The organism is Dactylosporangium sp. NBC_01737 (genome assembly GCF_035963215.1).
GTDB lineage: Bacteria > Actinomycetota > Actinomycetes > Mycobacteriales > Micromonosporaceae > Dactylosporangium.
In genome coordinates this window covers 8165280-8190182 of record NZ_CP109153.1, presented here as the reverse complement: position 1 = coordinate 8190182, position 24903 = coordinate 8165280, and the positions used below count along the sequence as shown (strand labels likewise).

Here is a 24903-nt window from a genome sequence, read left to right as displayed (position 1 = left end):
GCCGGTCGGAGGAGCGCTCAGCTCTGGCGCAGCGGCGGCAGCGGAACGGGCACGCCGAGCGCCGTCGCACCTGCGCCGACGCCGCCCTCGCACGTGTTGGGCGGCGCGGTGCCGATGCCACGCGTCGAGGGCCGCTCGGCCGCCCAGAACATGAAGCCCAGCATGCCGGCGGTGGCTCCCGCACCGTTCGGCGCGGCCGTCTGCACGTACGGCGCGAGCGCCTTGGTCACCGACGTGCCGTAGCTGGTGCACTCCGGGCGGACCTTGCTGCCCTCGGCGATGTACAGCCCGCCGGTGAACTTCGCCGGCGCGAGCGGCGGCACCGGCGGGCTGTACTGCGACTTGCCGTCGATGTGCTCCTGCCAATTGCTCTGCGCGGTCGACGCCGACGGCTGCCGCGCCGACACCATCGCGTTGGCGAAGTCGAGCACAGGGACATCGGTGCGCAGCCAGTCGGCGCTCGCCTTGCGGTTGATGTCGATGAGCCAGCGGTCGCCGGCGGCGACGTCGATGGTGAGCCGCGCGGCCGGGTCGGTGCCCGCGGCGTTGTACGGATGGACCGCCCGGTACGCCGAGATGAAGTTCTGCAGCTGCGTCAGGTTCGGGCTGCTGTTCTGCTCGTAGTCGATCTCGATGCCCACGCCGAACTGCGTCGCCACGGCGGCGGCGCGCTGTCCCAGCAGCGTGCCGTTCTGCGCCAGCGCGGTGTCCCAGTCGCCGGTGTAGGTGATTCCACCGATGGAGAACATCACCCGGATGCCCCGGGCGGTGAAGTAGTTGACGATCTCCTGGGTCATCCCCCGCGGCACACCGTTGACGTTGCCGGCGTCGGTGGTCTGGTTGAGCAGCCGCAGCGGGTTGACGAAGCTCAGCACCACCAGGTTCACGGACGGGCGGCCGTCGCCGCGGTCGACGAGCCAGTGGTTCTGGCTGTCGAACTCGGCCGCGCTGCGCACGGCCGCCCACAGGCAGGCGTCGTTGCTGCAATGCCACGCGCCGAAGACGGACACGGGTGTGACGGCCGCGGCGGCGGGCGACGCCGGACCGGCCAACGGGAACAGCGCCAGCAGCAGTGCGGCGAGCAATGTGCCCGCGCGTCGACGTGAACGGACCGACCGCCACATGATGGACCTCCAGGCTGACTGAAAAGACTCCTTACTGAAACAGCGCAGTCGGCGGTGCCGCCGTTACACGCCCCGGCGGTCCTCCTCAGCGCGCCACGGGGTACGCCGCGCACCCGGCACGGCAGCGGGTCACTGTCACACGAGCAGCGCCTCGAGCTGCGGAAGCCGGCGGAAGATGTCCGGGAGGCCGCGCACGCCGTTGCGCACGGACTCGTGCGACAGTGCGAGGTCAGGGCCGGTGCCCGCCTCGGCACCGGCGAGGCAGCGCAGGATGTTCCACCTGGTGAATCCCAGCCAGCCGCCGATCATGAACACGAACCAGCCTGGACCCGGCGGCGGCAGCGCTGCGCCCCCTGCGACGTAGCCGTCGAGGACCGAGCGGAAGACGGCGGGCTCGATGGTGTCGAAGCCACGTCCCTTCGCGAGGCTCAGCGCGGTCGAGCCGAGCTCACCGGCCAGGTCGAGCATCCCCGAGAGCTCCCAGTCGAGCACCACCGGCCGACCGTCCCGAGCGAGCAGGTTCCACGGTCGGATGTCCTTGTGGGTCAGCACGACGGGGCCCGGTCGTTCACAGGTGTCGACGAAGTGGGCAATCGCGAGGAACGTCTCGACGTGGGAGGCGAGTTCGTCGGCCCACGGCTGCCCGGTCGCCGCCGCCCGCCCGGCGAGCTCGGGCCAGTCCCGTTTCGTCGGCTCCTCGACCGGCACGTGGGTCCACTCGACGTCGAGCGCGTGGACGCGCGCAAGGATCGCACCGATCTCGAACGCGTACGCCGCCGACACCGGCGCTTCGGGCACCTTCTCGCCCTCGACCCACCGGTGCACGAGCGTGTGCCGGCCGGCCGAGATCGGCTCCGGCATCGGGACGCCGGCGGCGAAGGCCGCCCGCTCGAACCTGAACACGTCCTCGACGCGGTAGGTCCCGCGGCGGTCGACGAGGTTCAACTCCTTCACCGCGAACGACCCCTGATCGGTGTCCAGCCGGTACATCCGGTTGGCGAACCCACCGTGGACACGGATCATCGGCCGGATGGGGGCGCCGAGATGTGCAAGGTCGGAAGGCACGTCGTCGTCCGCGGTCACCCCACGCAATCTAGGGGCTCGCACCGCATCGTGGCACCGAATAGTCCACCGACAGGCCCCGGCACCGGCAACCGGCCACGACGGACCTTCGCGTGCGTTCCTGGGGTGACCGGCTCGCGTCAGCCGTCCACGGCGATCCAGGCTCGCAACCGTTCCGCCTCCGGGGTGGTGAGCGCACCGAGGACGTCGGCCGCCCGGCGCCGCTGCCCGGCCCGCTCGGCGCCGGTGAGGAGATCGCCGAGCGCCAGGCACGCGGTCGCCTCGTCGATCAGGTCGAAGTTGTCCCGCGCCGTGCGGACCGCCTGGCGCAGCACCGTGCGCGCCTCGGCCGGGTCGACGTGCGCCAGCGCCGTCCCGAGCACCGTGAGCACCCGCACGTACGCGATCGGGTGGTGCGACACCGTCGCGGCGTCCAGCGCGCGTCGCGCCGCGGCGACCGCCGCCGGCCATTGCCGCCGGTGCTGGAAGACACCGGCGAGGGTCAGGTTCGCCCGGGTCAGGGTGAGCTGCTCCCGGACGGAGGTGCTGCCCGGGTCGACGCCGGCGATCACCGCGCCGAGCCGGGCGATCGCCGCGTCGTGCTCGCCCTGGACCGCCTCGATCTGCGCCAGCCCGGTCCGGCAGGTGCCGGCCATGATCCGGCCCTCCGCGCCGGTCGCCGCCTCGAACACGGCAAGGGCCCGGCGGCAGCACTCGGTGGCCTCGTCGAGCCGGCCCGCCATCAGGTTCAGCTGGGAGGCGATCCACGCCGTCAGCCCCAGGGCCGAGCCGGCTCCGGGGTCGACCCCGGCTCGCTCGAAGTGCTCCAGCGCCCAGTCCAGGTCGGCAAGCCCGTCGAGCGGCCGGCGCAGCACCGTGCCGTAGGCCCAGCCACGGTCGCGCCGCTGCAGGGCCTCCTCCCGCCGGTCGCCGAGGGCCTGCGCGGCGGCGACGGAGCGGTCGAACAGCTCGACCCACGGCACGGCGTGGTAGTGACTGTCGGCGTACCAGTACAGGGCGCGGGCCGCGGTGATCACGGACTCGTGCCGGCCGGCCCGGGACGCGCGCCGTATCGCCCACCACCACTCGACCCGGGAACCGGTGAGCCAGGACTCCGCCTCGGTGACCGATCCGAACGTCACCGCGGCGGACGCGGGCGCCGTCGTCACGGCCGGTGCGGGGCGCTCGACCGGATCCGGGTGCGGGTCGGACCAGCGGGCCGCCTCGCTCACCCCGGCCAGGAGCCAGCCCTCGATGCGGTCCAGGGCCCGGTCGCGGTCGGCCGGCAGCTCCTCGGCGTCGGCGCGCTCCTGCGCGAACGCCCGCACCAGGTCGTGCAGCAGGAACCGGTCCGCCTGCGGGGCAGGGTTGAGCAGGCCGGTGTCGGCGAGCGAGTCCAGCAGGTCGGCGGCGTCGGCCAGGTCGAGTTCGGCCGCCACCGCCGCGGAGCGGGCCGAGACGGCCGCGGTGGGCAGCAGCGCCACCCGGCGCAGCAGCAGCCGCTCCTCGTCACCGAGCCGCCGGTACGACACGACGAACGCCCGCCGGGTCGCGTGGTCGCCGGCGCCGAGCAGGTCGACCCGGTGCCGCTCGTCGCGCAGGCTCTCCGCCAGGGCCTCGATGCTCCACTGCGGATGGTCGAGCAGCCGGCTCGCGACCAGGCGCAGCGCGAGTGGCAGCCGGCCGCACAGCGCCGCCAGTTCGGCGGCGGCCACGGGCGCCCGCGCGACCCGTCCGGCGCCCAGCAGGTCGGCGAGGAGCAGCCGTGACTCGTCCTCGGACAGCGGGTCGACCAGCAGCCGGTGGACGGCGGTGAGGCCGGCCAGCGGTCCCCGGCTGGACAGCAGCGTCAGCCACCGGCGGCCCGCCGGCAGCAGGGACCGCGCCTGCTCCTCGTCGGTGACGTTGTCGAGGATCAGCAGGCCGGGATCGTCGGCGGTCAGCATCCGGTACAGCGTGACCCGCTCCCCCGCGGAGCCGGGCAGTTGCTCGGCGGCGACGCCGAGGGCCGCCAGCAGCTCGATCATGGCCTCGTCGGCGGTGAGCGGCTCGCCCCCGACGCCGCCGAGGCCGAGGTAGACCACCCGCCCGGCGAACCGGTCGACCAGCCGGTGCGCGGCCCGCACCAGCAGTGCCGTCTTCCCGACGCCGGGCGGCCCGCTGACGACCGCGACGGCGCCGACCGGATCCGCGCCGGGTGCCGGCCTGCTCAACGCGAGCAGCCGGTCCAGTTCGGCCTCCCGGCCGACGAAGTCCGGCAGGTCGGGCGGGAGGCCGAGGACAACCCCGGCGACGTCGCCGCCGCGCCGGTCGGGGGCCGCGCCGGGATCCGGATGGCCGACCGCCGCCAGCAGCCGCCGCCGGGCCGGGCCGTGCAGGTCCAGGGCGTCGGCGAGCAGCTCGGCCGTCTGCCGCCGGGCGGCCACGGTGTCCCGCTCCAGGTTGCGCACCGTCCGGATGCTGACCTGCGCCGCCTCGGCCAGGTCGCCCTGGGTCAGCCCGACGAGCAGCCGGTGCCGGCGCAACAGAGATCCGAAGGAGTCGCTCGCCCGGCTGTGCGGTGTCACGCCGGAAACATAGCGAAGCGTCCGGCGGGATTGACCGGCGATGAGGTATGTCACCATGACGTGATCACTGCGATCCCGAGGAATCGAGCCGGAAACGCCGTCGTGGAACAGCCATCGCGTCCCGCTCGCACCCGGCTGCAACCGGACGACGACCTCGGGTCGCTGCTGCGGCGGTTGCGCGGCGCCGCCGGGCTCACCCAGGAGGAGCTCGCCGCGGCAGCCGGGCTCGGCGTCCGCACCCTCCGCGATCTCGAGCTGGGCGTGTCGGCCCGGCCGCAGCGGCGCACGGTCGAGCGACTCGCGGCGGCGCTGCGGGTCGGCCCGGCCGAACGCGAGACGCTGATCGAGCGGGCCCGCACTGCCCGCATCGTCGGCAGCGGCGCCGACCGGGGCGACCCGGGCACCGCCGCCGCGGCCCGTTCGCTGCCCCGCGACCCGCCGGACTTCGTCGGACGGGCCGGGGAGCTACGGGAACTCCTGGACGCGGGGCCCGAGGGCGGCATCACGATCGTCAACGGTCCGCCGGGCGCCGGTAAGACCACCGTCGTGATCCATGCGGCCCACCTGCTCACGGCGGCGTACGCCACGGTGGTCTACACGGAGCTCGCCGACGCCACCGGTACCGCGACACCCCCCGGACACGTGCTCGGCCACCTGCTCACCGCGCTGGGCGTCGAGTCCGCCCGGATCCCGGCCGACCACGGTGAACGCCTCGCCGCGTACCGGCGGCTGACCTCCGGCCGGCGCGGGGTCCTGGTGCTCGACAACGCCCTGGACGAGCAGCAGGTCCGGCCGCTGCTGCCGGTCGGGACCGGCTGGCGGGTGCTGATCTCCAGCCGGCGGGAGCTGGCCGGCCTGCCGGCGGCCCCGCGGATCACCGTCGACGCGCTGCCCGAGGGCGAGGCGCTGCGGCTGCTCGCCACGGCGGTCGGCGCCGATCGGACGGCCCGCGAGCCGGACGCGGCGGCCGAGCTGGTCGCCCTCTGCGGCGGGCTCCCGCTGGCGTTGCGGGTCGTCGCGAACCGGCTCAGCAGCCGCCCGGCCTGGACCCTGGAGTCCCTCGCCGAACGACTCCGGGACGCCCGCCGCCGGCTCGATCGGCTCAGCGCGGGCGACCTCGACGTGCGCAGCGCGATCGCGACGTCCTACCGCCACCTGCCGCCGGCTGCGCAATCGGCGATGCGCCGGCTGAGCCTGCTGCCCTGGCCCTCCCACGACGACGCCACGCTGCTCGCGCTCGCCGGGCCGGATGCGGACCCGGCGGTGGCCGGCGCGCTCCACGACAGCGGCCTGCTGCTGCCGGCCGGTGCACCGGGACGGTTCCGGCTGCACCTGTTGACCGCCCTGTACTGCGCGGAGCAGGTCACCGAGGACGGCGCCACGGTCCAGGCCGAGGCCGTCGACCGGGTCTGCGCGCCGCTGCTCGTCACGGCACGGGCGGCCGCGGACCGGCTCGGTCCGGCCCCGGACGCGCCCGGGCGGCCGACGGGATCGCAGGAGCCGGGGCGGTGGACGGGATCGCAGGAGGAGGCGGTCACCTGGCTGGTCGAGCACCACGAACGCTGGTGGTGGGCCACGCTCCGACTCGCCGAGCGGGGACGCCGGCGTGAGCTGCTGGTCACCGCGGAGTCGCTGAGCCACCTCGCCCGGCGGCGCCGCACCCTGCTGCCCTGGCACGAGCTGTTCACCCGGTCGGTCGCCGCCGCCGTCACACTCGCGGACCGGGCCGCGGAGGCACGCCATCGCAGCCATCTGGAACTCGCCGTGCGGCCCTGACCCGGGCCCGGGTTCGGCGTGAGCACCCGGGTCAGGGCCGGAACGCCTCGACCGGCCAGCCGGAGAGGACGGCCAGGTCCGGGCCGCCGAACGCCGGGTGCGGCACCACGACCCTGGCCCGGGACCGGGCGACGGCGGGCAGCCGGGACAGCAGCGCGGCGACCGCCGGCCAGAGCGCGGACGGGACCACCAGGTCCGGTTCACCGACGACCACCGCGACCCGGTCGGGGTCCGCCAGCGCACAGTCGGGCAGGCCGGCGATCCCGGCGGCCGGCGCGTGGTGGATCCACAGGCCGCCGGGCACCGCGCCGACCTGCCAGCCCGGCACCAGCGGCCAGGTGCACAGACCCGGCGCGACCGGCCAACCGGCGACCGGCGGGACCGCCTCGGCGATCTCCGGGTCCGGCCGGCCGGGCCGGAAGCGCAGCAGCCGGCCGAACGGCTCCCAGGTGGTCGGTCGCCCGCCGCGACCCAGCGCCGCGACCGGGCCCCGGACAGCTCGACGGTCGGGATGCCGCAGCCGACCAGCACCGGCGCGCCGAGCGCGGTCGCCACCGCGACGGCCAGGTCCGCCGTGCCGGCCGGGTCGCCGTACGGCACGAGCTCCGCCTGCCGGCGCATGGCCTCCGGCAGCGCGCGCAGCAGCGCACAGACCGCCTCGGTGGGCACCGGACCGTGCCCGGTGCCGCCGAGCAGGACCCGCAGCCGGTCGTCGGCGGCCGGGATCGCGTACGCCAGATCGTCCAGGCCGGCCGGGTCGCCGGACGCTGATCCCGGTGCGGATCGCAGCCAGATGCCGGCCGGGATCTCCTCGGCCACCGCCCCCGGCAGCGGCGAGGCGACCGCCGACCGCGCCGCGTCGTCCCAGGCGGGCGCGGGGATCCGGGAGCCGAGGTCCTCGTGACGGCCGTCGGCGCGGAACCGGCGCCACCCGGCCGGCGGGGTGCGGCCGTGGACGAAGAGCGAACCGTCCGGGCCGAACAGCAACGAGCCGGTCGGCACCAGGACGTCGACCCCGAGACGGCCGGCGAGCGTCCCGACCGGGGACCCGGGCGCCGCCGAGCCGGACCCGACCAGCCTGATGCCGGTGACGGTGCGCGGCGACCCGGCGAGCAGTTCGCCGATGACCGCGACGGTGGCGTCGGCGGCGATCCGCACCGGTGACTGCACCGCCAGCCAGAGGCTGCCGACCTCGTGACCCTGCCGGCTCAGGACCGCCATCAGCCCCTCGTCCGGCCGGTCCTGCCCGCGGTGCAGCAGGCACGCGGCCCCGACGGGGCGCGCCACGACGCCGGCGGTCGCCGCCCGCCGCCTCATGCGCAGAGCACCGTGCGGTCGACGCCACGCTGCCGCAGGATCGCCGAGAGCTGGCGCTGCGCGTAGTACGCCCGGGACTTGACGGTGCCGATCGGGACCTGGAGCCGCCTGGCGACCTCGGCCATGGTGTACCCGTTGAGATGCAGCTCGACCATGACAGCCCGGTGGTCGGCGCTGAGCCTGGCCAGTGCCTCGTGGACCTCGTGCCGCAGCAGCACCGCGTTGACCCGGTCGCCGATCGGGGCGTCCGGGACGACGTCGACGGCGACCTCCCCGCGGCGGGTTCGCCGGCGCTGCGCGTCGACGGCCAGGTTGTGCGCGACCGAGAAGAGCCATCCCCGGGCCGAGCCGGAGCCCGGCAGGAACGCGGCCGGATGCTGCCAGGCCCGCACGAGCGTCTCCTGGACGATGTCCTCGGCCAGATGGACGTCTCCGTTGACCAGGCGCCGCACGTACACCAGCAGCGCCTGTCCGTGCGCATGGGCGAAAAATCGGACGTCCTGCACGTCGCTACTTCCTTGGTTCGGGAGTATGGAGCGGCCTGGGGGACTCAGGCGGCGGTGCAGGAGAGCCGGACCTGCGCCGCGCCGATGCGTTGGCCGCCCGGATTGCTGCCCCGGTTCGCCAGGTGCACCGAGATCTCGCCGTTGCGCACCTGGTGCGTCCCGGCGTCGACCCACCGGCCCCGGTTGACGGTCTGGTCGATGGCGAACCTCGCGGCGACCGTGCTGCTGGTGCGGCCGCCGAGGACCTTGTAGTACGCCGGATGCCCGGCCACGTCGTTCGCCACCCCGGTCGACGGGACGTAGACCGAGATCGCGCACGAGCCGGTCACCACCGGCTTCGTCACGAACCACCACACCACGTACGGGCTCGTGTCGTAGCTCGCGTCGCCGGACATCGGCATCGCCAGGGACCGGCCGCAGCCGGAAGCGCCGCCGGCCTTCTCCGACCATTGGCCGTCCATGGCGTTGGCGTACCAGTTCTGGGAGTCGTTGTTCGCGCAGCCGACCCCGGCGATCCGGGTACTGCTGGCCTTCGCCGCGACCGTGGTGGCCGCGGGCGGCGGCGCCAGCGCACCGGCCTGGGTGGTCGGCTGCCCACCGCCGGCACCGTTGCCGCCGCCTGCGCCGGGTGCCGTCGTCGTGTCCTTCGTGGCGCCCGAGGTCGGCACCAGCTGCGACGAACCGGCCGCCGAAGGGTCCGGTGCGGCCGATGCCGCGCCGGGCAGGGCAGCGCCGGCCGGGGAGTCCTCCGGCCACGGCTGCGCCGCGCCGACCACCGGCAGCGACGCGGCACGCTCGGGGGCGCGCCCGATCCGCTGCTGAACGCGTACACCAGCGGGCCGATCAAAACCACGGCCGCCGCCGCTGCGAGCGCGACCCGCAACCGGCGTGACGTCCGGCGCGCGGCGCCCGTCAGGGCCTGGACGGGCTCGGTGTGCCGCCGCTCCGGCAGGTCCATCGGGGCGCCCGACGCCGGCATCGGATCCGGCGCTGCGGAAGTCGCCGCCGCAGCGACCGGCCCGGTCGCCGTGGTGACGGGCGCGGTGGCGTCGGCCGAGGTGGTGACGGCCGGCGCCGTGGCCGGCGTTGACGCCGGCCCGCCCGGCGGCGACGCGGGCTGGGTCACCCGCACCGGCTCGGACTGCGGTGCCGGCGCCCCGGTGGACCGGCCGGGCCGGCGGAACCGGGGCAGTCGCCGAGCCGCCGGTTCCGATGGCGGCGCCGGCTCGGCCGGCTCCGTGAGCCCGGGGAGCACGACGGCCCGCAGCGGGGTCAACGCGGCTTCCGCGGGAGCCTGGCCCACGCCGGCCGGCTGCTGGTCCGGTACACGGTTCGCGGTCGGGTCGCCCGTCACGGGTGTGGTTCCTCTCGGTTCGGTGGGTTGTCCGGCCCCGCGACCGCGGGCACCGGGCCGGGCACCGATCCAGGCGCCGGTGCGGGCACCGGGCCGGGCACCGGTCCAGGCACGGCGCGGGTCTGGCCGGTGCGGTTGGCGACGTCGTCGTAGACGCCCGGACGGCCGTTGGCGGCACGGGCGCCGCTCACGGTCGGCCGGTCGGGCAGCGGCGCGATGTTGGTCATCCAGATGGTCTCCGGCACGAGCAGAAGTCCACCACCCGGCAGCCGCGCCGGACCACGGTCGCAGTGTTTCGGAGCGACTTCGCACACATTTCACGTATGTAAATTAGATGATCTTGACAACCGCCCACAGCGGCGTGACCGGCGCGTTCGCCGGCGCACCGGCGCCGGCCGAACGTTACGTGACGGCCCGCCGGAGCCGGGGCCACCGTGGGCGTGCGTCACGACGAAGAAGGCCCGGTGACCCCGCCGGTGAGGAACCATGAGCCGGGCGTGCCGCTGGGCACCACCTGGGTGTCGATCAGCCAGTACCGGATCCCGTTCCGCAGTTTCAACCGGAACTTCAGGACCCGCAGCGCGGAACCGGCGGGCAGCAGCGCCTCGCCTTCGCCCTGCCAATTCGACAGCGCCTGGATCGGCCGCGCGCCGCCGTTGACCCGGATGACCACCGGCAGCCGGTGCCACATCCGCTTGACCGTGGCCCTGGCGAACCGGACGGCCACGTCACGGTTGGTGCTGTTGCTCTGGTAGCTGTGTTGACGGATCAGCCGTTCGCGCAGCACGTTGGCGACCCACCACTCCAGGGTGGTGCGCTGCGTCTGCGGCTCCCAGCCGTGGAAGACCGGCTGCGCGGTGCGGGGCAGATGGTCCAGCATCTCGTTCAGCAACCGGATGCGCAGATCCAGCAACGGCAGGACGTGCCTGACCGCCGCACCGAGGACCGCGGTCAGCTCGGCGTCGGTCGGGGCGCCGGCCCCGCCCCGCCGCACCGCCGCCACCGTGAAGGCGACCCTGGCGTAGTTTCGCAGCAGGAACGGCAGCGTCGCGTTGGACTTCGCCATCGTGACGGCCACGGCCGTCAACCGCTCGACCTGCTCCGCCACCGGCAGGTGCGTGTTCGCCAGGTAGGGCTCCATCAGGTCGAATTCGTCCGCGGTGTACGCGAAGAGCGGCAGCGTGTAGGCGGGATGGAACAGCAGGGCCGGCTGCCCGCCCTCCTGGCCGATCACGCTCCGCATCGCGTCGAGGGCCTCGACCCGCGCGTCCGTGAAGTAGGTGCTGCTGCCGAGCAGGCGTTTGAACATCTGGCCGAGGCCGGACGAGGGCACGGCCCGCGAGACCGAGACGGCCGCGGCGTGCAGCAGCCTGGCTTCGGGCAGACCGTAGGCGTCGTGCTCGCTCGGGACGTTCTGCCGCATCCCCTGGCCCGGGTCGGCCCATCCCCGCTGCGTGGCCTGCAGCTGCTCGAACAACGCGACCGCCCGGTCGAGGTGCGGCGGCCGGAGGTCGCCGTCCGCCATGGCGTCGGGCCCCAGGTAGTCGCCGGCCAGGCGCGCCAGGAACGTGTGCAGTACCGGCGCCGCGGTCACCAGCGTGCCCGCGATCGGGATCCCGGCGACGGTCGCCGCCAGCGCGACCTCACCGGCCGACAACCGGCCGGTGCTCAACGCCCACGAGAACATCAGCTCCGTCGCACGCGCCGGCCACGACCGTTCCCCCGGCCCCACCGGCGGTCGGCTCTGCTCGGTTTCCCGCACCGCCAGCAGCACCGACGCGACGGCGACCAGGTCCTCCACCGGCATCGGCGCGGACAGCGGGAACCCGGCGCGCCCGAGCGCCGCGTGCCGCTGCCGGAACTCCACCGTGTCCACGACGGCCAGGACCCTCGCCCGCGCGTCCGCCGACCAGTCCCCCACGGCCAGCAGCGCCTCGACCGCCGAACCGGCATCGCCGTGCGGCGGCCCGACCAGCCCGGCCGACGCGACCAGCCCGGCCGCGACCGCACGCATGCCCACCGTCTCGGCCATCGCGGTGCCCACCGCACGTTCGAAGACCCGTGCGGAGTCCAGCCATCCCGGTGAGTACCGCGGGTCGACCACCAACCCGTACGGCACCGGGAGCAGGTGCTCGACCGCGTCGGGTCCATGGTCGTCGGCGCTGTCGCCGGTCGGGGTCCCGTCGTCGGGCAGGCCGAGATCATCAAGCTCTTTGACGGTGCCGCCGTCCGCGATGACGGCGTGGGCCCGGTCGAACAGGTGCCGCAGCCGCTCGTCCGGATCGGAGCCGCGGATGCCGGCACGTCCGGCCAGCAGCAGCATCTCTTCGCGGTTGGCCCGGCTGGGGAACGGTGTGTCCTTGGCGAGACGGTCCAGCGCCGAGATGGTCGCCTCGACGTGCGGGTCGTCGAGGTCGGCGTCGAACATCTCCAGTGCCCGTGAAGCTTCGGCGCGGCGCAGGCCGTCGGGTTGCCCGATCTGCGGACCGAGCTCGACGGTGAAGTCGTAGCCGTGCTCGGCGGCGAAGGAGCGCAGGAACTCCACCTGCCCTTCCGCCTCCTGCTGCGTGGTGGCCCTGCTGGACCCGTACAGGTCGCCCCAGTGCACGGTCACCTTCGCGATGTCGTGCCAGGACATACCGCCGTGGATCTGGGCCTCGAAGTAGCGCGGGACGAGTGTGTAGCCGGCGCGCCGGATGTCATCGGCCGTCTCCGGGTCGTACCGGAACCCGGTGACGCTGCCCAGCGCGAGCCGCACGTTGTGCTCGTTGCCGTGCGCGAGCAGGCCGTAGAGGTGCTCGTGGTCGGTGTAGCCCTGGGTGCCCGCGGAACCCGTGGCGGCGCTGTCGTCCGGGGTGTAGGTGGCCCGCTGGCGGACGTCCTCCTTCAGGTACAGCACCGTGGAGCCGAACCCGTAGGTGCCGCCGCGCTGGAGCTCGGACACCAGCGCGGCGTAGATCGGCATGGCCGCAGGATCCGTCGGGGCGAACTGCGCGGTCATGTCCCCGACATCGGTCGGGTCACCGGTGAGGCGGTTGAGCACCGGCGCGTACCCCATCTGCTCCTCGACCCAGCCGCGACCGCCGTGGAAGGGAGTGCCGGTGGTGTAGCCGCTCTCCCAGAAGTTGGGGAAGCGCTCGTGCCGGGTCAGGTATTCGGCCCACGTCGGCGCCCGCCGTCCTGACGCATGCGGCGCATCCTGCGGCGCGCGACCGAGGTCGATGTTCCGCGCGATCGGCATGGTCTGCAGGCGCCGGTGGGCGGCCTCGAGGATCCGGTCCATCGCCTCCGGGTCGTCCACAGGATAGTTCGTACGCCCCCTCTGGTTGATCCTGCGGACGCGCTCCATCGCGGCGGCCCGGTCGGCCTCATGCCGCTGCGCGCCCCGCTCCGCGGCGCGCGCCAGCGCGTGCCGTTGCACGTCGGTCAACGCGGTGGGGTGAGTGCTCTCCGGGTCACCCGACGTCCAGAAGATCGCGTCCGTCAGGTCGACGGTGGGCGCGGCGAAACCGCCTGGAACGTCGGTGACGAGCACGTTGCTCAAGGCGTCACTCAGGGCATCGGTCGGGGCGTCGCCGTCCGGGGCCAGCGGGGTCGCGGTGACCGGGACAACGCCGTCCGATCCCGGCTCCCCGGCCTGGAACCGCACCCAGCTGCCCGGGGTCGCGCCGGCGACGGTCGGCCTGCGATCCGCGCCGTAGCCGGCGTTCGCCGCCACGACCCGCCCGCCGAGCGTCGGGGCGATGAAGGCGACCCCACGCGGCGCCACCACCGCCTCGACACCCTGACCGCGCAGCAGTGGGAGCAGCTGTTCAGCCAGGGGATGCTGCCCGGAGCCGGTGTCGCAGGCGATCAGGACCACGTGCCGCACGCTGCCGTCGATGACCTTCTGCTTGAGGAGGTACCCGGCGAACTCCCGCACGCCCAGCACCCTGTCACCGACCCTGAACCCGTCCTTGGTCGCGTGGACGTGGACCGCGACGCTGCCCGGCGGCAGCGGCAGCAGGGCGCCGGCCACCGTGAACTCCGCCTGCTCGCGTGCCTGGGCGGCCTGCGGGGTCTCGCCGGGCACGGTCGACGGCACCACCACCACGGCGTTCGGCGTGCGTCGCGGCGGTGGATCCACCTCGTCGCCGGCGTCCTCGGCCCGGTCGGGCCGGCCCGGGACGTCGGCAGACACGCCACCAGGCGGTTCGGGCGCTGACGGATCCGCGACCGCGGACGGGGCCTGCACCGGGTGCGCGGGCACGAAGCGGGGTCTGCTCCGCGAGGAGCCCGCGATCGTGGCACCGGCGACGACAGCCTTGCCCTTGCCCTTCGGCTGCCACCGGGTGTCGAAGCCGGCTGCCTGCCGCTCCCTGCGCCGCGCGGCGGTCATGGTGCGCTGCGCATCGGTCACCATCCCGCGCGCGTCGACCGCCCGGCGGTGCACGACGTCGGCGGCTTCGACCATCCGCCGCCAATCGGGGTCGCCGTCGTGCTGCGACTGGGTGGCTTCGCGGTACATCCGCATCGCGTCACGCATGAGCTTGTCAGCGAAGGCTTCCGTCCTGGTGACCAGTGCCCGGGCGGCCTCGAGGGCAGCCCGGGCGGCCGAAACGGCCGCCTTGGCGGTCCCGGCGGCCTTCTGCGCGGCATCCGCGGTGCCGGACCCGGTGGCGTGGGAGTCGGCAGTTGTCGCGGCATCCAGGGCCCGCTGGGCGGCCTGAGCCGACGCGGCGGCGTCGTACCCCGTGGACACCAGCCCAAGGACGCCCGGATCCAGGGTGTTGGCCGACGTGGCGGCGTTGAGCTCGCGGAGCACAGCCTGTTCGAAGGTTCGCTGGTGGTTCCACGAGCCGCGGTAGAGCTCGTCGAGACGCTGGGCGCCCAACCACCGGGCGGCGGGTATCAGCTCCGCCGGCAGGTGCTCGACGGCCTCGGTGGACGACTGCGGTACGCCGTCGGCACCGACCCGGTACACCCGGCCCGCCGGGTCGATGACGTGCTCGACGACGGTCCCGTCGGCCTCCGTGTGCCGGACCTGCACGCTGCGGTCCAGCGCGAACGCTGTCTGCCGGGCGACGTGCACGGGGTCGAGCGCGAGGACGGCGACGATCGGGGGCAGCGGCTGCGGCCCGGCGGTCTTCGGCTGGGCGGCGTTGACCAGCGTGATGAGGTCGTGGCTGCGCTGCTCCCAGCCGGCGATCCCGGCCTGGCTCTGCGGTTGCGTCCGGTCGCGTTCGAAGTCGGCGCGCCATCGCGTCAGCAGGTTGCGCTGCGCCGGTAGCAGCGGCTCCGCCCAGTCCAGCAGCGCGGCGTGCGTGAGGGCGGCCCGGGTCGCGACGCTGGAGGTGAGCGTGACCGTGCCGTGGCCGGGCAGCGGCACCCCGCGGGAGGCCTCGAACGCGTCCATGCCGTTGCCGGAGGAGTCGGCGAGCAGCCGGTCGAGGTCGACGTCGGGCGCGTCCCGCTGGAACCGCCGATCGGCGGGGTCGTCGTCGGCGCGGGCGGCGTTCCCGTCGCGCGTCTGCCTGCGCAGTTCCTCCACCTCGCCGGCGAAGAGCTCCGCGTACACGACACCTGTGATCGCGGAGCTGGTGAAATCGCCCTTGGACTTCGGCGTGCGCATCAGGACGCGGTGGTCGTAGAGGTCCGCGACGAGGTTGAACGTCCCGCGCAGCTCCACCAGGTAGACCGGTCCCTGCTGCTTGACGTGCTGTTCGCGCCGGTAGTTCTCGGTGCTGGAGCCGCCCTGGCCGCTCGGCGCGTCGAAGCCGGTCGACAGGTCCTGGCCCGGGGTCCAGGGATGGTCGGGGTCGGCGCTGTCGGACTTCTCGCCCTGGCCGAGCGCGACCGGCACGCTGGCGCTCACATGGTTGGTCCCGTGGCTCGTCGTGGTGCCGCTCTGGTGCTTGGTGTAGCGGCCGGAGCCGGTGCCCTTGACCTCCCTGAGGACCGTCAGATCGTACAGTTTCCCGTACATGCGCAGCTCCGCGCGCTGGTTGGGGCGGCCCGGTATGAACAGGTCCTCGCCCAGCTTGTAGCCGGCGGGTGTGAGGGCCTCCGGCAGGTGGTTGTCCAGGTGGGACCGCGACAGCAGGGTGGACAGCGACAGGGCCGAGCGGGTGTATTCGTCGTCGGCGTGCGGCCCGAACGCCTCGGCCAGCAGGCGGCGGGCGATCGGCAACGCCTCGTCCAGCAGCGCCGCGGTCAGGTAGCCGTCGCCCGGCCACCGGGGAAGCGGGGACAGGTCGGTCAGGTGGTGTGGGCCGAACCGGGGCCGTGACTCGGCAAGCCCCTGCGGGATCATCAGCTCGATCGTGCCGGTGAGCGCCGTGGTCTGGGAACGGGATCGCTGCTTCGCCTTCCGGAGACCGGCCATGGCCGTCCTGCTGAACCACTTGCCCTTCGTGTTCAGCACCACCGCCTTGATCACCACCCGGTAGGGCAGGTCGGCCAGGTAGAACCCGTTCCAGTCGTAGACGGTCTGCTCGGTGACCCCCTGGACGTTCTGCGAGGTGCCCCGCGAGGTGCCCGTGCCGATGCCGAGCCCGGTGGCACCGGACGTGCCGGTGTCACCGGTCAGGTTGAACCTGAACGCGTTGAGGCCGGACGAGGTGCTGACGGAGGCGCTCGTGCCGTCTGCGTTGTACCCGTGTGAGTAGACCTCGATGCCGGCCTTGTCGACGTAGTCGACCACCTCGAGCTTCTCGGACTCCGGCACGAGGCGCACCGTCACGCGGACCACATCGGACACCGGGCCGCGCGGGTTGAGCAGGTACCACTCCATGCCCGAGGCGTGCATCAGGTTCTTGATCAGGCTGTCCACCCGGCCCGGCTGGAGCTGGCCCAGCAGGGATTCGGCGCTGCCGTGCAGCCGGCCGACCTGCTCGCCGCCGGTGAACGTCAACGCCTGCATGTGCTTGGCCAGCAGGCCGGGCGCGATCGTGTCGATCGCGCTGGACACCTGGTCGTACAGCGTCGTGCCGCCGTCGAACCTGATGGTGCGCACACCGCTCTGGCCCAGCGCCCTCGGCCCCGGCCTGGTCATGTACTCGGGCATCGTCAGGTGCCGGTACGGGTTCTCCACCTGATGGACGGTGAGGCCGAACGCCGTCCTGAACGAGATGAGGGCGGCGGGGTCGAGGATGGCGACCCGGTAGCGGAGATCCATCTGCGGGGTGCTGGGATCGGGTGCGTCGGCCGGCAGCAGTGGCAGCTCGTTGGTGTGCAGGTACGCCAGCCGCGCCGCCCAGCGGACCCGGGCCTCGTCCCCGGCCTGAGCCGCCTGCCGGGCCCGCGCCGATGCCGCGGCAGCCGGCGCCGCATCGGCCGCGGCGTCGGGCGTCAGGGCCTCCCCGTGCCACCGGGTCAGGAGGTTGGCGACCACCGTGCCGCTGAGCCGCAGTTCGCCGCGCTCCCATCGGGACATCGCGTCGTGCAGCTGGTCCTCGGAGAGGGGCAGCCGACCCTCGCCGTAGCGTGCCAGCGCCTCATGTTCGGACAACAGGAAGATCACGCTGCCCGTGACCTGCTGGGTGCCGGGCCGGATCTGGTAGGGCAGCCCCAGCGTGCTCTGCTGCTGCGCCGCCTTGACGGTGTAGGTGACCGGGGCGCTGAACGCGTACGCCCGCTTGAAGAACAGTTGCAGCAGTTCCTCTGCCCCGGTGTGGCTCTGCGACCGGGTGGTCGCGCCGCCCCGGCTCCAGTTGCCGCCATGATCGGACCTGAAGCTCGCCACGCCGCCGGAGTCCACATCGGACTGGAAAGCCCCGCCCAGGTCGATCGCGATGCCGTGGCTCCTGGTCGAGGACTCGCCGGCCTCCGACAACGACAGCTTGATCAGGCCGAGGACGTAGGGGTCCGGGGTGGCGCCGAGGAAGCTCGACCCGCCCAGCGTCGCCCCGATGCTCAGCGCCGCGACGCTGTTGGTGACCAGGTTCGCGTCGGACAGCACATCCGTGCTGTACGCGTTGTTGACGATCTCCTTGAAGCCGGCCTTGACCGCGGTGTTGGTCGCGAACTGCGACACGAACGCGTCGTTGGGCGAGCCGACGCCGGTCAGCCCGGGCAGCGCCTTGCGGGCCGCATCGGTCAGACCCTTGCTGCCCACCCGGAACATGACCGCCTGTTCGAGCACCGACGAGTCTGTCGTCGTTCCCGGTTGAGGCTGCGCGGGCGCGGCAGTGAGGAACGGCAACAGGTAGACGGCGCTGGACACCGGCTCGGGAGTCGTGTGGCTGAACCCGGTGCCGTCGCCGTACTCGACGGCGATGGTGAACGTGCTCGCCACCCGGAACTCGTCCACCGCCCCCGAGTACTCGTCCAGTTCCGGGCGGTTGGACAGCAGGTTCACGCGGTTGCCTGCGCTGATGCCACGCCTCCCCTCGACGCCCACGCCGACCGGTTTGAAGACCGAACCCTTCGGCCCGGCCGAGAACCGCACACCGAGCGCGCCCTGCTTGCCGCCGGACGTGCCCTGCCCAGAGCTGATCATGCCCATGGCCAGGTTCACGGTGTGGTGGTCACGGGCACGGCGCACGAAACCGGACGGGGCGCCCTCGGCCAGCCCCGACATGCTCGCCGTGACGGTGACCCGGGCGTTGTGCACCTTGCCCAGCCCGTCCCGGTAGAACAACGTGAACGCCATACCGTCCTGGTGGATCTGGGTGTAGTACCCGTCCAGGGCCGACTTGGAGATCATCTTGTACAGCAGTTCCAGGTTGGTCATCCGTCGGTCCCGGCGCGCCACGGACAGCGCGTCGAATCCCGACGTGACGAACGGCGCGTCAAGGTCTGCGGGCACGAAGCCGGTGCGTTGCAGTTCCGGCACGACACCGGCCAGCAACTGGCGCCACGCGGTGCCGTCCACCGAGATCAGGCTCTGCCCGAAACCGTTGCCGTCGCGCGCGTACGGTGGCAGCGGCACGTCCACCGGATCCGGGTCGTGCTTCGGGTCGTCGAGCGGGCGGTCGGGGTCGCCCCGCCAAGGGACCGTGCCCCGTAACGCGTCCGGGCGGTACGTGAGCGTGTGGTCCTTGACGAGTTCCGCCATGGCGTCCCCGGTCAGTGCCTCCGGGTTGACGGGGAAGCCGTGGGAGAAGGCGTCGGGCTCCGGGATGCGCAGCAGCGCGGTGCCCGGCACGGCCTCCGTGGTGAACGTGGCCGGCGTCGTCGACAGCCGCACCGTCGCCGTGTGCTCGAACGTGACCCGGTAGCCGACCGTGAAGCCGGTGTACCGGGCGACGAGCACGCCCAGCCCGGCCCGGCCGGCATCGAGTTCGTTCGAGTCGCTGTACCTGACGCCGCCGTAGGTGGTCAGCGACATCTCGAACGGCAGCTTGAGATGTTCCGGGACCAGGTCGAAGCCGGCGACCACCTTGCCCCCGACGCCGTTGCCGAACGCGTGACCGCCGCTGCCGCCCACGATCGGCACCCGCACGTCCTCCAGGTGATCCTCGTTGCTGGTGTTGCCGACCTGCCTCGGCACCTCATCGGCGTTCCGGGTGCTCTTGATCGTCACCTCGGCCAGCACCCGGCCCTTGTCGCTCAGCGTGAAGCGGTAGCCGTCGGGGCCCGTCTTCGTGACGTTGACATCGGCGCCCTCGGTGTCGACCGGGTAGTTCACCGCCTTGTCCAGGTGCGTGTCCAGGTTCCACAGTTTCTGCAGCAGCGTGGCCCGGACAGGACTGTCCAGCGGCAGCTTCACCCCGTTGGCGTCGAGCCCGTCGATGATCCGCTGGTACAGCTCGGGCAGGCCGGTCAGGCCGGACGCGAAGAAGTTCCCCGGGATCCGCCGCTGGTTGCCGGCGAAGGATTCGATCGCCGAGGTGTACGCGGCCTGCTGCGCGGGCGTCAGGCTGGTCGGTGCGACGGCCGGCAGCTGCGGAGGTGCCGCCCGCACCGGGGGCGGTTTCGGCACGGTGGCGCCGGGCTCTGCGGTGCCTTGCCCGTCGCCGCGCAGTTTCCGCTGCGTCGCCCTGCGCAGGTTGTGCTCCGCGATCCAGAGCAGCAGCCGCTGCTGCGGCGGTCCATCCGTCACGGACACGGCGGGGACACTGTCCCAGGACGTCCCCGGGTCGGTGCGGACCTTGAATCTCCATCGGGGATCGAATGAAATCAGTTGCGACGGACCCCGCACGTCGTTGACCCGGCCGACCTCCGCGTCATGGATGGTGCCGACCTTCCGTTGCTGCGCGTTGGCGCTGAAGTCCGCCGACCCGCCCAACTTGAACACCGGGATCGGCGCACCCAGGTTCGCGCCCACGGCGCCGCCGTAGCCGATGGTCTGGTTGGAGTGGCTGCTGGACGTGGCGCCGGTCTGGAACACCCCGTCGGTCTTCTGGCCGGCGCGGAACCGGGCCGGGTCGCCCGCCTTTCCGTCCCCGTCCTGCCCGGACTGCTGCGATGCCGGCTGGTCGATCGACCCGCCCGGGTCGGGCACCGAACGCGCGTCGGTCGGGTTGAGCCACACCAGCAACTCCGCCCCGCCGAGGGGCAGCACCATCCCACCGTTGCCGTCGGCGAGCTGATCGCCGTCCCCCACCAGGTACCGGTAGTTGCTCAACAGCAGCTGCGGCAACGCCTCCAGGAGATTCGTCGGGATCGAACCATTCGCCTGCGCTCGTACCGCGTCGACCAGTTGGGGAAGGTGCGGCAGGCCGGCCTTCGGCATTCCGGAACTGAGCAGCGCCGGATCGATGTCGTCGATCGGCTCCCCGACCGCGTGCTCACCTGGTGGGTTCTGCGCCGGCGGTCCGTCGTCCGGTGACGGCTGCGGCTGGACCTCGACGACATGGACCTCGGTCACCGCATCGTCGCCGTCCGGGACCTCGACGACGTGGACCTCGACGACGTGGACCTCGACGGTCTCGCTGCCCCCGTGTGTCTCCTGGACGTCCTGCTGCCGGACGTCCTGCTGCTGGACGCCGTCTCCCTGCGTGGGACCGGGTGCCTGCACCGCTTGCAGCCACTCGAGGCGCCGCTGCGCAACCTGTCTGCGCTCCTGCTCGCTCAACCCGGTCGTCGTCGTGGTGGTTGCCGGGTCGTGGTCCGAGTGGGACTGCTGGGCACCCTCGGCGTTCCCCTCCGGCGCGGCGTCGCCGTGATGCGGCACCGGATGCGCTGGGAGCTTCTGCAGTTCGATGGCGGGTTCCTCGGTCACCACCTGTGCCGTCCGTCCGCCGCGGCGCCGCCGCGGGGTCGCCGGCCCGGGACCCCGCTGTCCAGACCCGCTGCGCCCGCTCCCGCCGGAGTCCCCGTCGGATCGTGCCGACAGGTGGAGGATGCCGCCGGGTTTCGTGAACAGCCTGTCGGCGGTGATCGACGGCGTCGACGGCGGCAGCAGCCGGTCGCCCTGCGGGCTGAGGGTCAGCGTCGAGGGGTCGGTGGGCGGCAGGAAGGCGCTGCCCACGACGGCGCCGTCGGCCAGGTCGATCTCGATCGCCCGGACGCCGTTGACGTGCAGCGGATGCAGCGCCGGCTCGGCGTCGCCACGGAGGTGGAAGTACGACGGGGCGTACGCCGCGGTCGGCTCGGCGACCGGCGCCACCGGCATCGGCGTGCCGTCGGGGTGCTTGGCACCGATGGGGCTGGGCTGCGGTGCCGGCTGGGCGGCCACCACGGACCAGATCCCGGTCCGCTGGTCCTGCACGAGCACGGCGGACCCGGACGCGCCGTCCCCGATCTGACCGACCCGCTGCACGGCAGAAGGTCCGGACAGGTGCTCGGCGGTCCAGCCCGGCGTGCCGTCGAGGCTGTGGTACTGGAACGCAGCCTGTCCGTCCTGTCCGTCGGGGCGCGCCGGCGTGCCGGTGAACGTCACCAGGTCGATGTGGCCGGCGGAGTCGCGCCGCAGCACCTGCCGGTGGCCCGGCGCGGTGGGTTCGACGGGTGCCTCGCCGACCGCGACGGTGACCGTGCTCCAGCGGCCGCTGGCGTGGTCGTACACCAGGACCACCCGGTGGTTCGGGTCTGGATGCAGGTTCCCGTCAAGGGATCGGGCGGCGATGGCCGTCGGTTCGACGGTGTGGACGGCTTCGCCCGGGTCGGGTGCCACCGGCGTCCATTGCAGCGTCCTGGGATCGACGTGGAAGTACGTTGCGGCGTCGTCGGCCACCGGTGCCGGCGTGCCGGTCCCGGTCCGTGCCGTCCCGCCGAGCGTCTTTCCCGGGCCTGGCGGACGCTCCACGAAGGTGACGAGCTCCACCTGCCCGTCCAGCTTCCGGAACAGTTGCCGGCCAGGCTTGCGCCGCACCGGACGCGACGGCATCGGACGCGACGGCACCGGTGGTGGCGACGGCACCGGACGGGACGGCACCGGTGTCTGCGGGCCGCGGTCCCGCGAGCGCTTCGGGTCGGCAGGCAGGGCGGGCGAGGCCGCCGATGACGCCGGCGGCGAGTTCGGCGTGGACGGTCCGGCCTGGCCCGGTGGCAGCACCCGCCACTGCGCGGCGTGCGGCGCTGTGCTGAGCCGGCCGTCCGCGGTGACCGGCACCGCGACCTGACCCTGCGCGGCGAGCTGCGCCAGTGCCTCCGGGTTGACCTGGGCGGCGTCGACGACCACCGGCGCGTTCACGGCGCTCGCCAGCCGCGCCGCCTGCTGCGGGGTCAGCGCCGGGTCGGCGAGCCTCAGGTCGAGCACCACCCGGCGGCGCAGCGGCGCCGGCAACGCGTTCAGGAGCTGGTGGAGCACGGCGGGATCGGCCGACTCGGCGTCCGGCATGACCCGCAGGGTGGTGTTCGCCGCTGGGATCGCCGTCGCGACGGCCAGTTGCTGTCCGTCCGGCGCCGGGCCGTGCAGGACCAGACCCGACGGCACGTGCGTGACGCCGAAGCCGGCCGGCGGGCGCAGCGCGTGCCCGATCAGCGGCGCCTGCCACACCGGAGCGCGGGTGCCGGTGGCCGGCGGATCCTGCCGGGCACTCGCCCGGGGCCCGCGGCCGGTGGTCGGGTAGATGTAAAAGGCCGTGGCGAACTCGTGGGCGGTGACACGGCCGTCGGCGGTGACCGGCACGATCCGGTGTGACGGCGGCGGGACCTCGCTCAGCAGCTCCGCGGGGATCACCAGCGGCGGCGCGAAGCCACGAACCCGGGAAAGCTGATCGGCCAGTTCCAACACGGCGGCGAGGCTCAACGGGGCCTCGCTGACCACCCTGATCCGCAACCGCTCGGCGGCGTCCCGGGACAGCCGGCCGATGATGTCCTGGACGTGGACGCTCACCCCGGGACCGGGAGCGATCACCAAGGTGATCCGGTCGGGGTCATGGGGGATCGCGTTCGCGAGCTCCAGCACGGCGCCGGACGGGGTCGGCGCCGGGTACAGCAGGATCCCGGCCGGCACCTCGACCTCCCGGAAGCCGCTCGGGTGGATCAGAAAGTCCGTGACCGGCCGGTCCGGCTCGCCCGTGAGCGGGTCAATGGTGCCGGGCAGGTCCGCGGTGACCGGCTGGGACCGGTGCGGTGCTCTGGGTCGCCCGGTCAGCAGGTTCGCGGCCACCAGGATGGGCACCTCGGTGCCGGTCGCGCTGAAGATCCCGTCGGCGAGCTCGACCACCTCGGCCGGGCGCAGCGGGGTCTCGCCGACGACCCTGATCACCGTCCGCTCGGCAACGTCGCGTGGCAGGTGGGCGAGGTGATCGGCGACCGCGGCGACCAGACCCGGCAGGTCCGGGCCGAGGGTCACGACCAGGGTCGGCCGACCGTCGTGGGGAAGCACCGCCTCGGCGAGGGCCAGCAGCCGCTCCGGGCTGCCCTGCTGCGGTTGCGCCGGCGGGTGGATGGTGATCCCGGGCTTCGGCACGGAGGTCGTGGGGGTGTCGTGCAGGAGCAGGAGCCCCGCCGGGATCACCCGGGTCCGGTACCCGGTCGCCGGCCTGGCCGAATCGGGATCGGCCACGGGAAGGGGCGCGTCGTCGGCGAAGCGCATCGCGACGTCGACCGCGCCGCGGCCACCGTCGACCACGAACGAGGCGACGTTGAGCCCGTCGACCCACGCCAGCCGCGCGGTCGGGGCGCCGTCGAAGGTGCCGCCGGTCGGCAACCGCAGCAGCTCGCCCCGGAGGGTGAGCAGGATCCGCGACTCCGGGTGGGCGAACCCGGCCCGGGTCTGCCGCCAGCCCTCATCCGGCAGCCGCGACTCGCGGCGCCGGGGATCCGCGGTGTGCTCCGCCGTGCCGCCGGCCAGCGCCCGGCCAGTGCCTCGGCCAGTGCCTCGGCCAGTGCCTCGGCCAGTGCCTCGGCCTGCGCCGCGCCCTCCCGGCGCAGCGCGAGCACGACCCGTTCGACAGCGGCACGGTACCGCGGCAGGTCATCGGCTGACCGCGGCCGGGGCAGGTGCCGCGCGGTGATGGTCTCCGCCTGCCGCAGCTGCGCCGGTGTCGCCTTGCCCAGCGCCGCATCGTCGGCGGCATCCGCGGCCTGCGGCGGTCCCTGCCCCTCATCCACGCCCCATCGCAGCAGTGGCGTGCCGTCCGGCGCGGGCCCGTCGACCAGGACGGCCCGCAGCGGGTCACCCGCCGGCAGCTCGGTCACCGTGACGCTGGTCGGGTCGTCCGGATCGACGTCGTGGGCGTGCCACAGTCCCGGCCGCATCGACGGCGCGCCGGTGGGATCGAAGCCGAGCGTGAACGAGTACACCTGGCCCTGCCCGGACCACGCGTCCCCGGTCGGTGCGACGACCGGGATGCCCGACGCGCGGGTGAGGCCGGCCGCGTAGGACTGTCCGTCGCCCGTGCCGGCCGAGCAGCCGACCAGCAGCATCCGGCCCTGGCCGGTCAGCCGGCCGGGTCCGCGGAGCCAGTTCGCGAACCGGGCCGGATCCAGCGTGTGGGCGCCGACCGCGACACCGGCCGGGGTCATGTGCGCGTGGACCACGAACACGCCCGGGTCAGCCGGGAATGCCTGCGCCGCGGCGACCCTCGCCGCCCAGTCGGCCGGCGTCTCGCCCGATCGCGGGATCACGACCCCCGAGCCCACCGCCCGGAACCCCCGCGCCAGGTCGGCCTGGTAGCCGGTGAGCTGCGGCTGCACGTGCAGGTCCGGGAACGGCGCCGACCCGGCCGACCCGACCAGGGCGGCCGGGTGCCGCGCCGACCGGACCTGCTCGACCGCCCAGTTCAGCGTGATGGCGAGCCGCCCGGGATCGGTGAGCGTGCCGGCGGGGACCGTGACGTGGTGCGGCGGCCGGCGACCGGCACCGTTGCCGGCGAGCACCA

The 24903-nt window shown here is 73.7% G+C and carries 11 protein-coding genes; 3 read left to right on the top strand and 8 right to left on the bottom strand.

Features of this window, described 5'->3' with window-relative positions; translation table 11 throughout:
- Positions 1 to 17 precede the first annotated feature (17 nt).
- From OHA72_RS37125 to OHA72_RS37115, 3 genes are all read right to left on the bottom strand, one after another.
- Positions 18 to 1124, bottom strand: a complete 1107-nt coding sequence (locus tag OHA72_RS37125; protein ID WP_327000728.1) for a glycoside hydrolase family 18 protein — start codon at positions 1122 to 1124, stop codon at positions 18 to 20.
- A 135-nt stretch (positions 1125 to 1259) separates the two neighbouring features.
- Entirely contained in the window at positions 1260 to 2207 is a 948-nt protein-coding gene (locus OHA72_RS37120) for a phosphotransferase family protein (protein ID WP_327000727.1), read from the bottom strand.
- Positions 2208 to 2326: 119 nt separating this feature from the next.
- Positions 2327 to 4753: a helix-turn-helix domain-containing protein gene (locus OHA72_RS37115; RefSeq protein WP_327000726.1), complete on the bottom strand. Its 2427-nt coding sequence runs from the start codon at positions 4751 to 4753 to the stop codon at positions 2327 to 2329.
- Positions 4754 to 4855: 102 nt separating this feature from the next.
- On the opposite strand from OHA72_RS37115, the gene OHA72_RS37110 reads away from it, so the two are divergent.
- Positions 4856 to 6529: a helix-turn-helix domain-containing protein gene (locus tag OHA72_RS37110; protein WP_327000725.1), complete on the top strand. Its 1674-nt coding sequence runs from the start codon at positions 4856 to 4858 to the stop codon at positions 6527 to 6529.
- A 31-nt stretch (positions 6530 to 6560) separates the two neighbouring features.
- Here OHA72_RS37110 and OHA72_RS37105 read toward each other — a convergent pair whose 3' ends face one another.
- A complete protein-coding gene (locus OHA72_RS37105) occupies positions 6561 to 6857 on the bottom strand; it encodes a hypothetical protein (RefSeq protein WP_327000724.1) in 297 nt (98 codons plus the stop codon).
- Between the two features lie 183 nt (positions 6858 to 7040).
- On the opposite strand from OHA72_RS37105, the gene OHA72_RS37100 reads away from it, so the two are divergent.
- The gene (locus OHA72_RS37100; RefSeq protein ID WP_327000723.1) at positions 7041 to 7433 is read left to right on the top strand and encodes a hypothetical protein; all 393 of its coding nucleotides are present in this window, start codon (positions 7041 to 7043) and stop codon (positions 7431 to 7433) included.
- A 39-nt stretch (positions 7434 to 7472) separates the two neighbouring features.
- Positions 7473 to 7727, top strand: coding sequence for a hypothetical protein (locus tag OHA72_RS37095; protein ID WP_327000722.1), 255 nt, complete (start codon positions 7473 to 7475; stop codon positions 7725 to 7727).
- Positions 7728 to 7842: 115 nt separating this feature from the next.
- On the opposite strand, the gene OHA72_RS37090 is transcribed toward OHA72_RS37095, so the two are convergent.
- The 4 genes from OHA72_RS37090 to OHA72_RS37075 all read right to left on the bottom strand — a co-directional run bounded on the left by OHA72_RS37090 (position 7843) and on the right by OHA72_RS37075 (position 23729).
- Positions 7843 to 8352 carry a sigma-70 family RNA polymerase sigma factor gene (locus OHA72_RS37090; RefSeq protein WP_327000721.1) on the bottom strand — a complete coding sequence of 170 codons (510 nt, stop codon included), beginning with the start codon at positions 8350 to 8352 and terminating at the stop codon, positions 7843 to 7845.
- 44 nt (positions 8353 to 8396) lie between these two features.
- Positions 8397 to 9128 (bottom strand): hypothetical protein, encoded by a 732-nt coding sequence (locus OHA72_RS37085; RefSeq protein ID WP_327000720.1) that lies wholly within the window; start codon positions 9126 to 9128, stop codon positions 8397 to 8399.
- A 574-nt stretch (positions 9129 to 9702) separates the two neighbouring features.
- Entirely contained in the window at positions 9703 to 9951 is a 249-nt protein-coding gene (locus tag OHA72_RS37080) for a hypothetical protein (RefSeq protein ID WP_327000719.1), read from the bottom strand.
- 200 nt (positions 9952 to 10151) lie between these two features.
- Entirely contained in the window at positions 10152 to 23729 is a 13578-nt protein-coding gene (locus OHA72_RS37075; protein ID WP_327000718.1) for a hypothetical protein, read from the bottom strand.
- Between the last annotated feature and the right edge of the window lie 1174 nt (positions 23730 to 24903).

What these genes read in the sequence shown, in the direction of transcription:
- OHA72_RS37125 (WP_327000728.1), bottom strand. Translation starts at nt 1,124, where the DNA reads ATGTGGCGGTCGGTCCGTTCACGTCGACGCGCGGGCACATTGCTCGCC.
- OHA72_RS37100 (WP_327000723.1), top strand. Translation starts at nt 7,041, where the DNA reads ATGCCGCAGCCGACCAGCACCGGCGCGCCGAGCGCGGTCGCCACCGCG.